Origin of the sequence: Bacillus cereus group sp. MYBKT14-1 (assembly GCF_051915185.1) — a bacterium.
Lineage (GTDB): Bacteria > Bacillota > Bacilli > Bacillales > Bacillaceae_G > Bacillus_A > Bacillus_A cereus.
On the sequence record NZ_JBQAEF010000004.1, the window covers coordinates 111,773 to 126,946 of the forward strand.

The following is a 15,174-nucleotide window of genomic DNA, read 5'->3' on the forward strand; positions in this document are numbered from 1 at the left end:
TAAAATAGTTATATCCCCATCGGTATCTCCAAATCATTCTTACTATATACTTCTTATCAAAATTATCTTGCTATCATGAATAAAGGTTTTCATAAACCTAAAAGCCTTGTCTTAAAAATTTTTTCGAAAAAACGTCAAATAATTTTTTATTTTTATTATAAAAAGAGCAAAAGATCTCCATTTATAGAAGATTTCTTTTACTCTTTTAAAGGAAACAACTCCAAATATTTAACATATTACAGTATCTACTAAATAAAAGTTGCTTATCTATCGATAACTTACACATAAGAATGCATTTGTTTCACTACTTTATTAACAGAAACTTTAACAACCGTTTCTTTTTCCCCTGTTCTATCAATCTTGAAACCATGAACTTTAACATCAGACGGTACTAGTGGATGATGACAAATCATATCTATACTCTTCTCAATATTTTCACTAACATTTTCTTTTCCACTTAGCCATTCATCAAGGCTACCACTTGAAAATTCAGGCATGCAATTTTCAAAGAGATAGTCTAGTTCCCTGTTATTTTTTATGGAATCACGTTGAATTTGTAGATTAACTACATCAGTTTCTTTATCCTCTATTCCTACAACAAAAATTTCTTCAACATTTTCTTGATAAATAGCAATAATAATAGATCTCATTATATCTCCATAAGGATGTACAATTACAGAATCGTAGCTGTGTATAGTCAACATGTTTTCTTGTTGAATGTTAGTTACTTGTTGGATAATAGGCTCTATTTCATGTTTAATGTCTGTTAACAATAAAACTTTTTTATTCTTTGAATTCATATGGAGCACTCCTTCTTCATTATTGTATTTATGAAACTTTTAAGCTAGTAACAATAGTTGATAATTCATTACATGATTGTTACCAGTTTTTCCAGCGTCCCTTTGGATCAACACTTGCAAGTCTAACCCATCCATTTTGAACTTTTTCTCGAAATGTGAAATCATTATTTAGCAAACGTTCTATATATTGACTAGGCGCTTGAATTACAATTAGTAAACGAAGTGGTGAATGATACGTCTCACTATCTGACTGCATAACGGATTGCCAAGGTAAGCCTGGCAACAAATCACTTGCATTTCCCTGCATAACACCAAGACCCGCCGTTACAGTTTGGGTTGTTTTGTTTCCACTACCATAATAATGAGGAGCTACAGTTGAAGCGTAATATTGTAGATTTATCCACTGAGCTACTGTTCCTGGTCCTGCAATAATGTTAGCTAATATATCGCCACTTTCATCCTGTTTCCAATCATAATTATGAAGGAAAGCCCTACCTTCTAAGTCACAATCCTGAGTTAATTCTCGTTGCCCGATAATAAAAGATGCATTACGAGCTAATCCCCATTCTGGACGTATTTCACTCCAATCTTCTGCAAATCGATGTGCCTCTTTACTCGCATTTTTTATTTTCGTTTTAAAATTTGGTAATTGCGTTAAACGCTCTCTATTTGCATGTTGGCTCACATTTGGCATAATCGATTCGATACAATCAAATGCTTCTTGCGCAGTTTCCGAAAGTTCTGGGACGTAAATCCATTCCAATTCGTCCACTGTTGTTTTATGTTCAGCTGCTGCAAAAATGGTATCCTCAGGAATTTTAATACCTTCAGCAAACAACGCCTCTCTCACTTCTGGAAGATTACATAAAGTAGCAAAAACTCTTGCATTGAATCCTCCTGCTGCTCCGCCACAAGCACCACACTCAAGTGCTGCAGCATAAGGGTTGTTCGTACTTTGACTACTATGTCCGCACATTACAACTAAAGGAGCAAATTTTTCTGTCAGTCCCACCATTTTTAAAGCTTGACGCACATAGTTCACTTTTTCTTCTTTCGTAAAACCGATAGGTATCTCGCCCTTTGTGTCATGAACATGATTAAGCGAGAATGTTGTATCAGGTTTTTGTAACATAGTTTTACGAAGGTTACGAATGAAACCACCAACTCCTCTTGGGACAAAGCATCTTGTCACCATCTGTAGACCAAGTAAAGGACCACTTAACTCAGGTAGCGCCATACTTGTCAGTACGTTCTGTTTCATCGTTTTAAAAGTATAACGTACCGAACTGCCTACCCTCTTACGTTGCTCATAAGATTTAAGTTCATTTTCATTTGTGAGCTCTTTTATTTGATGTTTCGGTTTGAGTATAACTGGCAAAGAAGGATGGTTGTTATTACTACCTAGTTCACTAGTTGCAATTGGTAACCCAAAGAAACCAGCTATTCCAAATGTTTCAAACGGACCTAATTTTTCAAGGTGGCGACGAAACGGTTCTGAACGTACATCAATACAGAATGCTAATTGAGCTACTACACGCTTTTTATCATTGGTTGCACGTTGTGTAGAAGCAATCTTCTCCCTTAATTGCTCTGCATGCGTTTGTTCCCAAGCTTCCAGCCAAAGTTTCTTGCGAATATTTTCATCAAAACGATAAGCGAATACTAATAATTCACTTTGTTCAGTAGCAGGCATTTGTAACCATTCCCGTGTTGAAATATTCCCCCAATAAATCCAAGAAGCTATAAGTGGGACGATCGAAACTTTTTTCTCAACCTTTTGATTTTTTAAAGGTAAATAAGGTTTTACAATAGCCAGCTCCATAGAAATTCGAACTGCTAAATATTCTATGAGAAGTTCCTGTTCCTGAATTGATTGTTGTGAGCGCCATCGTATCATTCCTGCCCACCCAGGCAAAGAAAGTAAGTGCCCTTCAAGGTAAGATTGTATGTTAGATTCAGAAATTCCTAGTTCAGATAATGCTCTCGCTAAAGCTACTTCGGCATCTTGTGGCCAATTTTTTAAAACTTTACGCTCATTTTTACTGAGCGCTGGATCAAATTTAATAAGGTGTTGCCATGCGCGATAAAAACCTTTCTCTCGATTTGGCATCGTCCAATTTGATCCGGATTCATCAAGATATAATTTACACCATTTAATGATATGATAATTAAGAACATCAGATAGGTTTTCACTATTTTGACTCTCTATAAGCGAACTTATTGGCTGCATAACAGAGGCTTGCATACTTGCTGTATTTATATAATTCATTTCTTCTGCCAATTTATTTACTTCTGGCGATGATAATAGACTAGAAGGTAATTTTTCTAACTTTAAAGCTGCTTGGCAAAATCGCTCTGCTTTCTCTCGCGGAATATGAAAAGATTGTGAATCCAGCCAACGAGACAAACTCATTTGTAAAAGTGATTCCTCAATCTCACCTTTCGCTTTTGCCGAATGAATCATGGAGGCACTAGGATAGATATCCACATTACGAGCTTCTTTTAACCAATTTGCGACTTGTTCAAATGATTGCTTTTCAAGTCCCATCCAAGGGTGGTGAGCTGCAAACGTAGAGATAGGCCAAAGTGGCGCAATAACTCGGCTAGCAGATGCAACTAAATCATTTATATTATTTTCTTGCATATCAATGTTTGTATCTTTCTTTAATATTGACGATATGCTCATCACGAATTACCTCCCTTTGATACATAATGTTTCAGATAGCTTGGGTGACTTTCTACTGACTTTCGTCTCGCCTCACCTACTCGAACTAACCAAAGATAAAGTACAGCGAATAAAGTAGAAGATTGATGACGAGTAACGAAAGTACTAATAACACTACTAAATAGTAAAATACATATAACAAAGATAACGGCTGGAGCTGAAGGTTGAACACTTTGATAAATATCAGTATGCAACCATTTATAAAGAGAATTATGAACGGTAAAGTAAATGAGAGAAAATCCAATCAAAACAATTACGCCAGCAATTCGTCCCATTCTTCCCTCTCCAAAAACAACAAGCTGTTTCCATGAAAAGTATAGTGACCAGCCTAAGATTAACGCACTAACTAGTTGATACCCCTCTCCAGAAGTCATAAACCAGAAAGTAATTGCTATAAATAATCCTAAAACACGCCCAACTATAATCCATAAATTGGACATCTTTTCATTAGACTGATTCACTACCCCAAAACGTTGCACGGAAGAACCAGCTTGTAAAAATAGTGTAGCTTTAAACAAACCATGTAAAATTAAATGAATAATAGCCGCTAAATAGGCGCCTAATGCACATTGAATAAGCATAAATCCCATTTGTGCAATAGTTGAACCTACTAGCTGACGTTTATAATCAACTTGGACTAAACTAATTCCTGTACCTATTAAGATAGAAATACTAGAGAAAATTAGTAAAATTATTTGTGCAATATCATCATGAAAAAGAGGTGAAAATCTAGTTAACATGATACCGCCAGCATTTACTAAACCCGCATGCATAATAGCAGAAACAGGAGTTGGAGCAACAGCAGACTCAATTAACCATCTTTGAAAAGGCCATTGTGCTGCTGGAATCATCACCGCTAATATAATTAATAAGTTAATTCCTGTTCTCTCCAATGTTCCATGTAGCACTACATTTTCATTCGTTAAAACTGATGTTAACTGCCACTGTCCTGTTACTTGAAAAAGCCAAATGATAGCTGATAGTAAGGCAATCCAACTTATTGTAAATAGGTATCCAGAGATTTTAGTTGCTTCACTAACTACTTTCCACCCTTTATTTAGCCCTATAAGTAGAACCAGTCCTATAAGCGTTGCTCCCCAACAAATGAGCATTAAGCGAAGATCATCACTTAACCATGCAACCGAAGATACACCTGTAGTAAATGTAAAAAGTGCAAAGTATTTTCGATATGAGCGATCTCCCATTAAATAACGTACAGAGAAACGCTGAATGATTAAACCAATTGTAAGAACAAAGAAAGCCATTAACCAAGCTAAAGTATCTAGATGCCAAGGCCCCACAACTCTATCTCCATTGTTATTAACAAGTGCGAGTAAAGAAACCAATGAAGGTAAAGCAGCGATACCAATATGGATATGAACAAAACGTAAAGGTATCCTTGCATTTAAAAATAATAATCCACTTAGCCAAGAAGCACTAAGCGCCATAAAAAATAAAGTTAACAGTGTTGATGAACTCAGCGAAATTAACATGTTAAATACTCCCTTCTAAGCGAAAATAGCCTATAAAAATTCCTTTTCATTACGATAGTTTTTTTAATTTCAATTTTCATTCACTCTTTTTAGTACATCGTTTTTTCCCATAAAAAAAACCGACAACTTCCATAATTCAATGATTTTATATCATCATTGAATTATGGAGATTGTCGGTTTCACTTCAACTAACTTCAATAAAGTTTTTTGAAGAGCTCCCATTTTATAGAGGATAGTAATGTATGTATTACTCCTATTAAAAATAACAGTATATCTCTGATCTCCTAGATTATGCAATCAATATATCAATTTATGTTATGCGCTATCTTTCAATTAAGAAACTTTTTCATTTAGTCAATATTACATATTAAAAAAATGCTAAAGCCTTAATTATAGCAAACAGTTAAAATAAGCATCTATTAATTTTTTAAAACAATTATAAGATAAACTATATTAAGCAATTTGTCAATTTATTTATCATTTTTTTTGAGCGTTATTCCAATTAAAATTCAGTATACGTAAATAATTTCAAGTTATTAATTATTATCATGTTAATAAATTTAAATAAAGCGCAAAACTTTTAGGTTTCTTAATTATCTCCCACTAACCCTACGGTGGTTTTAATTTTTAAAATTTTTCCTCAAGATTATGAAACAATTTAAAAATCATTACTCGTTCACCAGTACGGGAGCTTATATCCGTATGAAAACTTTTCACTTTTTCTCCAGTTAATTCTAGTATAATCTCTTTCAAATCTTCAATTCCAGATTCAACTAGCTCCGAACGATTTTTCTTTATCGTTAGCATACCGTCTTTTGTTTCGCAAACCGTATATTCAGCTGGCGTTAAAATACCTTGTAAATTTACGATAATCATATCCCGTAATATATCTGTCTTAACGGATATAGACCCGCGTCCTAGGTAGTCCTTTTCCCAGTGAGTAATTGCTTTGCTTATCTCTGATTCAATAGAGCCTTTTGAGTTTTTCATCTTTGTATCCTCCTTCAATAAAATGTAATTACATTTATAATTACAATAACAATATAATAATCTGGATTGATTTTATTTTCAATTATTGAGAAGAATTTATAGGAATCGTTGTCATGTATCCTTTAGTATTAAGGTGAATTTTTATATTGTAATATACATTTTTTGATTATCCCCCGACAAAATACTCTTACTATAAAGACTCTGTTGCATAGATTTCAAAAAAGGACATTCCGGAGAAAATAAGAAAACTCTTGTAACGTAATATACAAACAAAAAATCCTACACTTATGAATAGGATTTTTCTCTTTTTATATTAGTCAAAAAACTAAAAGTATACCTGCCCTCCAAACATATTACCGATTGAGTTTATGCATATTTCCTTCGAATTTTGCCAACCACCAATAACAGTAAAGGAATCCCTAGCTCATAAACGGGAAATGCAATTGGAATTACGAAAAATATGTAGTAATAATGGGTAAATGTTTGGATATTTTTAACTGACACAGCTATGATGAACGAAATAGGAGCAAGAACTAACGCTACTTTTCGCCAATCCTTCAAATGAAATATTTGTGCTGTTCCATAACAAGCGATAAACATGTATAACGCCAATTTCACAAAAATACTAAAAAACCAAATAATAACTATCAAAATATCCACATTTTGAATGAACTCCATGACAGATATGTATCGGCTCAAATCGTAAACCGGATACAAAAAACTTGAAGATAAATTCGGACCGAATGTTAAAATGACCGCTAATGTTCCAATCGTTACCATGAAAACGGCTAATCCTACCCCCAACATCGCCCTTGATGACGCTTGCTCTGGTTTATCCATAAAGAAAACGAACATCATCATCATAACAGCCTCTCCAAAAAATGCGGCTACAGGAGTATAGGAACCTTTAAGGATGGGAAGCCAGCCAGAATCGTGATAAATAGGCCGCATATAATCCCAATTCATATTGCCAACATTCAAAATGATTACAAACGTTATCATTAAAAGTACAATTGGCCCTATGATTTCACTTAAACGTCCAATACCTTCCACCCCTCCTTGGTAAATGATAAAAATGAGCAATAACATCGCAGTAAAGACAATGACCCACAAAGGTGTATTATGAAACAAAGCGATAATAATGAATTCACCAAATTCACGGACGGTTATCCAAATTATCATGTACCACCCAAAGAAGTAAGGAATCATCAGTAGCTTTCCTAGCCATTTACCAAGAATAGTTTGACTAAATTCAATGAGAGTTTGTTTCGGATAAAGCGAACCAAGTGTAGTTGCCAAAAAAGTAAGAGCAACCCCTATCAATCCTGCAATCAAAATCGAGATCCACGCATCTTGTTTGACAGTACGAATCGTCGCTGGAATAACTAGAAGGAGTGATTGTCCCACTTCAAAAGTGAACATCATCCAAAAGATTTGCCTGCCAGAGATTTTCATCGAATTTCTCACACTCTATATTCCTCCTTATTTTTTCATTTCATTTTTCTTCAACTGCAACGGTGGTCCAGTCAGTCCTACTCGCCGAATAGTAAGCTTTGTATGAAGAGAAACCTCCACTTTTCGAAATTGTTTACTCCAATTCTTTTTTAACTCTTTCCATTCGGATGGATATTTTTGATGAATGGCTTCTCCAAATCCAAAGATATCGGTTCCGTATTGTTTTTGAACCTTTTTAATAGTTTGGAGAGCTTCCTTTTCGGACTGTTTTTCCAATACATGTTCTAAAAGAGTAAGATTTTTTGGCTGCGAAAGATCTAAATTCGTATTGTTCTCCTGAATTGTTCCTTCACCAGAAAAAACAATGTCACACTTAATTGTGTCCCCTTGTATAGTAGGTATGATTTTTCTATTGATCTTTGTCATATATAAACTTGCACTACCATTTCCTTTAGAGGCCGTTGCTGTAACTGTCTGTTTACTTAAACGATTCACTATCCAAAGAGTAGTTAACCATTCCTGCATGTTCAAGTATCCTACCAATTTGAAATCGTTGTTAAATATAGCACCGCCTACAATTTGAAACCCTTTGACCTCAGTTTTTCCTTTTTTATGAGACACATTTAGTTTAATAACGGGTAAAATCGGAGTGATTCCATCACTCGTACCAGCAATAAGAAAATTTAATAAAGACATATCTCCCGCTGCCTCTATTTGCATATGCTCTTTAAGTGCCCCAAGTGCCGGGATAGACTCTAAAGGGATGGATGCTTTCAGAAAATCTTTTGCAGTATTCCCTTTTATGACAAACACACCTGCTCGTAATCGAATATCAGGATCGCGGCTATATGCATCTAAAACTGGAGCAAGACCACTTTTAGCCATTTTTTCTCCAATCAATATTACACGCTGGTGCCCTCGAAAAATTTCTCTCGACATTTTTGTTTGCATCATTTGTATAGCTTCATGTGTATCCCTTCCCGTTCCCGATTCTGTAAAAAACGCTTTTCCTGCATTACTTCTTCCGCTCTGTCCCATCCCCATTTTTGATGGAATAATAAACTGAGCACTAATTTCAATCTTATTATTCTTCGCTTGATCAAGTCCCCATCCTAATTCTATTGCCAAATCATTTAATTCTGTCCGATCCCAACATCCCGTCAAGAAGCATAAAGAAATGACCAGTATCATACAGAGTGCCTTGTGCAGGCTCATTCTGTTTCCCCTCCCCGTTTCTCATCTGGCTTTTGTCCACCTGGAAAACGGACTTTCTCTTCACCAGATACCATTATTGGGCGGTGGGTCATATTCCAACGAGGTGTTCGGAGAAAAACATCCTTTAAATCACGAGGAGTCTGTGGTGCAACTGGACTTAAATACGGAATGCCAAAAGAACGAATGTTAGTTAAATGAATCAAAATCGCAAGGGTACTTATTGCAACACCGTATAGCCCGAGCATCCCTGCCAATAACAGCATCGGAAAGCGTAACATCCGGTAAGCTGTTCCTAAGTTGTAGCGCGGGAACGCAAATGACGCAATACCGGTCGTCGCCACAACAATGACCAAAGGTGCGGAAATAATACCTGCTTGCACAGCAGCTTGCCCGATAACAAGTGCTCCGACAATACTAACTGCTGATCCAACAGGTTTTGGTAACCGAACCCCCGCTTCCCTCAAGCCTTCAAATAAAAACTCCATCATTAGCGCTTCTATGACAGCCGGGAACGGAATGCCTTCTCGCGCAGCTGCAATACTAATAAGCAAATTTGTCGGTATTAATTTAGGATGAAAGGTTGTAATAGCAACATAGAGAGAAGGAAGAAATAATGAAATATTAATTAATATTAAACGTATCCATCGAACAAAAGTTGTGTAGATGGAGCGTTCATAATAATCCTCCGCTGCTTGTAGACCAGTCCAAAATGTCATAGGAACAATCAAAACGAAAGGTGTGTTATCTACTAAAATGGCGACTTTCCCCTCTAATAAACTTGCACAAACCGCATCTGGCCGCTCAGTATTTTGAATTTGTGGAAAGGGTGAAAAGGGTTGGTCCTCAATAAACTCTTCAATGAAAGCTGACTCCAATACTCCATCAATTTGAATTCGCTTTACCCTTTGGCGAACTTCATCCAAAACCGAATCAGGTGCAATTCCCTCAATATAAGCAATTACCACATCTGTCTGTGACAATTCCCCAATCGAATAAGGTTCCATTTTTAGTTTTTGGCTTCGAATTCTTCGGCGAATCAGGCTCGTATTGACCCTTATCGTTTCCGTAAACCCGTCCCGAGGGCCACGAACAGAGATCTCGGCAGCCGGCTCTTCAATACCTCGTTTTTCAAAACCTTTTAAATCAGCGACTAGAGCTTGACTTTCTCCTTCTGTTAAAATGACAACATTCGCTTTCAATACTGCTTCTATAACCTCACGAACTTTAGAGATTGTCTTTACTTGAGAAACCGCAATTAGCTGATTTTGTATAATTTCTCCTACCGAATCCACACTCTTTACTCCACTAGGCAGACCTTCAAACATCATTGGTTTCAAAACAACTTGTTCCACAACTTTAGTGTCAATTAATCCATCTATATAAATGAAAAGAATTTCATTTTGACTATCTATGATTATTGGACGAAAAACAATATCGGAACAATTTTCAAAAACTTGTCTCAAAACTTCTTCATTCGCAGATACACTCTGCTTGAGTTCGCACTCTTGATCATTTTGGAGCAGCATACTTGCACTCTCAAGTTCCTGAATATCTTTTCTCAAACGCTTTCTACTAAGTTTTTTCATCATACTACCCCATTTATCGAGTGGTTTATGTTTTGAACCCAATTGTTAGTAATTTCTTGACAGAATAGCTTTAAAAAACCGTTCCACTAAATGTTTTTTTGTAAGTAATCATTTATCTAGAAAACAAAAGGAAAATATCCCCTCTATATCCTTCTTAAAATTTCCTTACACATGAAAATTATTCAATTTTTTCTATAAGTTAGTTATTCTAAAATGAGGTATCCATAAAGTAACTTGTAAATTCTGCTTTGTTAAATTGGTAGTAATAAGCTTATAGAAGCGAGCAAAAAAAGCATGTCCTGAAGAAAGATAAATCAGAACATGCTCTTAATTTATTTATTTGATACTATAGACGTTGATCTTTCTGGAAGTTTAGTTGAAAATGATCCGCTTCATTGTATACCCCGAATTCATATCCTTTTTCCTTATAAAATTTAATAATTTCCGGAAGCGCTTGTAATGTCTGTAGTTTTTCATGCATTAGAACTACTTCCACATCTTCTGTTGTTGTACGCTTTACATTTTCTATAATTTGCTGTGGGTTACCTTTTAATTTCCAATCATTTGAATCTATCGTCCAATCCCAAACTTTTATTCCTGCTTCTACAATTTTGTTACGAATGTCCTGCCCCTTTAATCCTGGTGCAGATCCATATGGGGGACGGACTAGTTTAGGAGTTGTACCTGTAATATTATGAATAAGAGCTAACGTTTCTTTCATCTCCGTTACAAATTGTCCTTTTTTGTATAGCTTATCACTATTATGTGTCATACTATGTGCACCAATATAATGTCCTTCTTTTACTGCTCGTTTTACATTTTCCTGAAAACCAGTATTCTGTAAATTGCTACCTTGCATAAAAAATGTCGAAGCAACATGTTGCTCTTTTAGTACATCTAAAAATTTGCCAGTTAATTCGCTAGGACCGTCATCAAATGTTAAATAAACAACCTTTCCTACTGGTTTTCCATCAGCTCTTTTCTGTTTTGCCAGCGATGTGTCTTCTTTCTTTCCTTGTTGTTGCGTATTAGCTAGCCTAATATTTTCATTAGCTACCCCTTTCGCTGGGATAGAGTTCCATTTCCCTATTAAAAAGAACGTGAAAAAGGTCGTTGCTAAAACAACTCCTAGAGATAGTATTGCCTTAGTTACTACACTTGTTTTTTTCTTATTTTGTGATTCTTTCATTATGTTTCGATCCTTTCTCTACTCATTTTCATATTCATTATTTATGCAGCTAAACATTAACTTCAGCTGATATTTACAATAAATAGATTAATAGAGGAAGGCGAAGATAAAATGCAGATAATGTCGAAATTAGTTAAAGAATAGCCTATTACATCCACTCTTTAAAAAAATATTTGTTTCTCTACTACAGTTAAATTTGAAAACTGGATATACATCCAAAATAAAAAATATTACTCTTTCTAAATAACATTTTCACATCAAGATAATAGCATACCGGTATAAAGATAAAATACAGAGATGGCCGTACTATTGAAATTCTATTATAATTTTGTAATTGGAATTCATTTGAACCAAATGAAGAACTAGAAGAAATATTATTATGTGGAGGTACTCCGATGAACCTTGTAATTAGAGAGTTAGAAACAAATGATTTAGATAATCTCCCGGAGATTGATGACAGTTTTATAGTGAATGCTCGGTTAATTCTTTCTCTTTCCAAAGGAAATAGACGCATAGAATATACAGTAGAAGACGTTCCAAGTTATGAAAAAAGTTATTTACAAAATCAAGATGATAATGAAGAACTAGCTTACAATGAATATATAAATAAACCTAATCAAGTCATTTACATAGCTCTGTTACATAACCAAATCATTGGATTAATGGTATTGAAAAAGAATTGGAACCACTATGCTTACATAGAAGATATAACGGTAGATAAAAAATATCGTACAATCGGAGTTGGCAAAAAATTAGTTGATCAAGCAAAGCAGTGGGCAAAAAAAGGAAATATGCCAGGTATCATGCTTGAAACGCAAAATAATAATGTCGCAGCATGTAAGTTCTATGAAAAATGCGGATTTGTAATTGGTGGGTTTGATTTTCTTCTTTATAAAGGTTTGGATATTGAAAATGATGAAGTTGCGATTTATTGGTATTTGCATTTCAAATGAAACTGTTTTAAACATGAAACAAAGTCAAAATAAAAACCCCAATCTCTCTATATTAAAATTGAGAAACTGGGGTTAAGTTACTTAACAATATTTTTCATTTAAAACAAATAACTAATTAATAATCCTGCTGATAATAAGAAGCCGAAAATCGTATTTGTCATCGCTGTTGATTTCATTGCGATGCGCATATATCCAGGATCCTTTGCCCCTTTTTGGAAACTTTGAATCGCAGAAATTGGCTTTCTCAAACCTAAGAACATAACTAATGCCCAAGGGCTTATATAACCCATTAATACAATTACGGCAATCCATAAATACGCAATGAAAAATGCTACCGCTAGTGTTACCACAGCTTTCTCTCTCCCAAGGAGGATTACTAATGTCTTTCTTCCACCTTTAATATCTTCTTCGATATCTCGGATGTTATTTGACATATTGATTGCACCTACTAAAATTCCAATTGGAATGGAAATCAATACACTTTCAATCGTTACAGTATTCGTTTGAATAAAGAAAGCAATGAGTACAAAACATGTCCCCATTAACAACCCAGAAACTAATTCTCCAAACGGAGTGTACGCAATTGGTAATGGACCGCCTGTATATAAATAGCCAATCGCCATTCCAATTAAACCGATGACGACTAACCACCAGCTGCTATTCATACAAATATAAACTCCAATAATTGCTGCTACTACATACAATAAAAGGGCAACTGTTAACACATTTTTTGGCTTCAATCCATGACGGACAATTCCGCCACCGATGCCAACGGATTCAGCGGTATCTAATCCACGTTTGAAATCATAGTACTCATTAAATAAGTTCGTTGCTATTTGCAGCGCTAAACATGCAAGCATCATCGCAATAAATAAAAGCCAATCAATTTTGGCAACATAAAGTGATGCCACTGTCCCTAAAATTACAGGAGAAAACGTCGCCGTTAATGTATGCGGGCGCGTCATCTTCCATATTAATTTAGCGGAACTAATTTCCTTTTCATTCCCCATAACTCTGTTCAATCTCCCTACATTTTAAGTATAAATTACTAGCAGTATCTTTCTATCTATTTCCTGCCACGCATCCATTCATTATAGCAATAAATGATTATCCTTTCTAACAAATCAACTTTTAATAAAGTAAAATTTATAAAATGAAACTTTACCATCTTCACATAATATTCTGTATTACTCCTAAGAGTAGTTTTAAAGCGATGCGATAAGTAAATGAAATACATAATAAAAAAGAGCCAATCTCCAACACAATAGAAGATTGACTCTTTCCTTTATTTATTCCCCTGTTTCAGAAAATCGCTTTATACGTTCACCAATTTCATCGCGAACACGTTGAAATTCAGACCATTCTTTTCCTGCCGGGTCATCAAATCCCCAGTGAACACGATTTACGTGCGAAGGTGTCGAAGGACAAACAGAATCCGCATGACTACAAAGTGTAACGACTAAATCAGCATTATTTAAAATGTTTGTATCAATCATATCTGATGTTTGATTTGTTATATCGATATTCACTTCATTCATTGCTTTAATCGCATTGGGATTCACTCCATGTGCTTCGATTCCTGCAGAATATACATTCCACTTACCTCCTAAATATTGTTTACCCCACGCTTCTGCCATTTGGCTTCGGCATGAATTTCCTGTACATAAGAAATAGATTGTTTTTTTGTTTTCCATGTTGTTTTCCACCTTTATTTTTAAATTTAGACTGATTGATTATTAAAATATTTACGTTTAAACCAAAAAGCAACGTTTACAAGTGCAATCATGACAGGTACTTCAACTAAAGGACCGATAACAGCAGCGAATGCTGCGCCCGAATGAATACCAAACACACCAACTGCTACAGCAATTGCTAACTCAAAGTTATTACTACCTGCTGTAAATGCTAATGTTGTGGTTACCGGATAGTTTGCACCAATTTTTCTTCCCATAAAGAAAGAAACAAAAAACATTACAATAAAATAAATGAGTAATGGAATTGCTATTCTTACTACATCTAGTGGTACGCTAACAATCATCTCCCCTTTTAAAGAGAACATAACGATGATCGTAAATAGCAATGCAAGTAATGTAAGTGGACTAATTTTAGGTATAAACACCTTTTCATACCACTGTCTTCCTTTTAACTTAACTAGTACAAAGCGTGTCAACATACCTGCTATAAAAGGAATTCCCAAATAGATAAATACTGATTTTGCTACTTCTATCATTGTAATATCGACAATAGCACCTTCAATCCCTAACCATTCTGGAATTACAGTTACAAATACGTATGCATAAACTGAGAAAAAGAGCATTTGAAATACCGAATTAAAAGCAACTAAACCTGCCGCATACTCTTTATCCCCATCAGCAAGGTCATTCCAAACAATGACCATTGCAATACAACGTGCTAACCCAATCATAATGAGACCAACCATGTATTCTGGTTTATCAGGAAGAAAAATAATTGCTAACACAAACATAAGTACCGGACCAATAATCCAATTTTGTACTAAAGATAGAACTAACACTTTTACATCTTTAAATACTCGGCCCATTTCCTCATAGCGAACTTTCGCTAATGGTGGATACATCATTACAATTAAACCAACAGCAAGTGGAATAGACGTCGTTCCAACCTGTAATGTATTTAGTCCGTCTACTACACTAGGAAACACAAACCCTAAACCAATCCCAACAGCCATCGCTAGAAAGATCCATAGTGTTAAATATCGGTCTAGAAAAGATAAACGTTTCATTTTATTT

Annotated in this window: 12 protein-coding genes; 1 reads left to right on the forward strand and 11 read right to left on the reverse strand. The window is 35.1% G+C overall.

Annotation, left to right across the window (positions count from 1 at the left end; translation table 11 throughout):
• Positions 1 to 278: 278 nt before the first annotated feature.
• From ACTFO4_RS13030 to ACTFO4_RS13065, 8 genes are all read right to left on the reverse strand, one after another.
• Complete coding sequence (locus tag ACTFO4_RS13030) at positions 279 to 800, reverse strand: carbonic anhydrase (RefSeq protein WP_001086255.1); 522 nt, start codon at positions 798 to 800, stop codon at positions 279 to 281.
• Between the two features lie 79 nt (positions 801 to 879).
• A complete protein-coding gene (locus ACTFO4_RS13035; protein ID WP_061457426.1) occupies positions 880 to 3,486 on the reverse strand; it encodes a DUF2309 domain-containing protein in 2,607 nt (868 codons plus the stop codon).
• The gene (locus ACTFO4_RS13040) at positions 3,486 to 5,018 is read right to left on the reverse strand and encodes an NADH dehydrogenase subunit 5 (protein ID WP_000908940.1); all 1,533 of its coding nucleotides are present in this window, start codon (positions 5,016 to 5,018) and stop codon (positions 3,486 to 3,488) included. Before ACTFO4_RS13040 ends, ACTFO4_RS13035 begins: the two co-directional genes overlap by 1 nt.
• Positions 5,019 to 5,645: 627 nt before the next feature.
• Positions 5,646 to 6,008 carry a DUF2294 domain-containing protein gene (locus ACTFO4_RS13045; protein ID WP_000798162.1) on the reverse strand — a complete coding sequence of 121 codons (363 nt, stop codon included), beginning with the start codon at positions 6,006 to 6,008 and terminating at the stop codon, positions 5,646 to 5,648.
• Between the two features lie 366 nt (positions 6,009 to 6,374).
• Positions 6,375 to 7,463 carry a GerAB/ArcD/ProY family transporter gene (locus ACTFO4_RS13050; RefSeq protein WP_031312238.1) on the reverse strand — a complete coding sequence of 363 codons (1,089 nt, stop codon included), beginning with the start codon at positions 7,461 to 7,463 and terminating at the stop codon, positions 6,375 to 6,377.
• A gap of 27 nt (positions 7,464 to 7,490) precedes the next feature.
• Positions 7,491 to 8,678, reverse strand: a complete 1,188-nt coding sequence (locus ACTFO4_RS13055) for a Ger(x)C family spore germination protein (protein WP_000052112.1) — start codon at positions 8,676 to 8,678, stop codon at positions 7,491 to 7,493.
• Positions 8,675 to 10,267, reverse strand: a complete 1,593-nt coding sequence (locus ACTFO4_RS13060) for a spore germination protein (RefSeq protein WP_033690603.1) — start codon at positions 10,265 to 10,267, stop codon at positions 8,675 to 8,677. Before ACTFO4_RS13060 ends, ACTFO4_RS13055 begins: the two co-directional genes overlap by 4 nt.
• 343 nt (positions 10,268 to 10,610) lie before the next feature.
• Positions 10,611 to 11,453, reverse strand: a complete 843-nt coding sequence (locus ACTFO4_RS13065) for a polysaccharide deacetylase family protein (protein WP_000665165.1) — start codon at positions 11,451 to 11,453, stop codon at positions 10,611 to 10,613.
• Between the two features lie 395 nt (positions 11,454 to 11,848).
• Between ACTFO4_RS13065 and satA the strand changes: the two genes are divergently transcribed.
• Positions 11,849 to 12,406, forward strand: a complete 558-nt coding sequence (gene satA / locus ACTFO4_RS13070) for a streptothricin N-acetyltransferase SatA (RefSeq protein WP_440014397.1) — start codon at positions 11,849 to 11,851, stop codon at positions 12,404 to 12,406.
• Between the two features lie 98 nt (positions 12,407 to 12,504).
• On the opposite strand, the gene menA is transcribed toward satA, so the two are convergent.
• The 3 genes from menA to arsB form a co-directional block, all read right to left on the reverse strand.
• On the reverse strand, positions 12,505 to 13,416 hold the full coding sequence (gene menA, locus ACTFO4_RS13075) for a 1,4-dihydroxy-2-naphthoate polyprenyltransferase (RefSeq protein ID WP_440014398.1): 912 nt from the start codon (positions 13,414 to 13,416) through the stop codon (positions 12,505 to 12,507).
• 279 nt (positions 13,417 to 13,695) lie between these two features.
• Positions 13,696 to 14,100, reverse strand: a complete 405-nt coding sequence (gene arsC / locus ACTFO4_RS13080; RefSeq protein ID WP_000428364.1) for an arsenate reductase (thioredoxin) — start codon at positions 14,098 to 14,100, stop codon at positions 13,696 to 13,698.
• Between the two features lie 26 nt (positions 14,101 to 14,126).
• A complete protein-coding gene (gene arsB / locus ACTFO4_RS13085) occupies positions 14,127 to 15,167 on the reverse strand; it encodes an ACR3 family arsenite efflux transporter (protein WP_326235085.1) in 1,041 nt (346 codons plus the stop codon).
• Positions 15,168 to 15,174 lie beyond the last annotated feature (7 nt).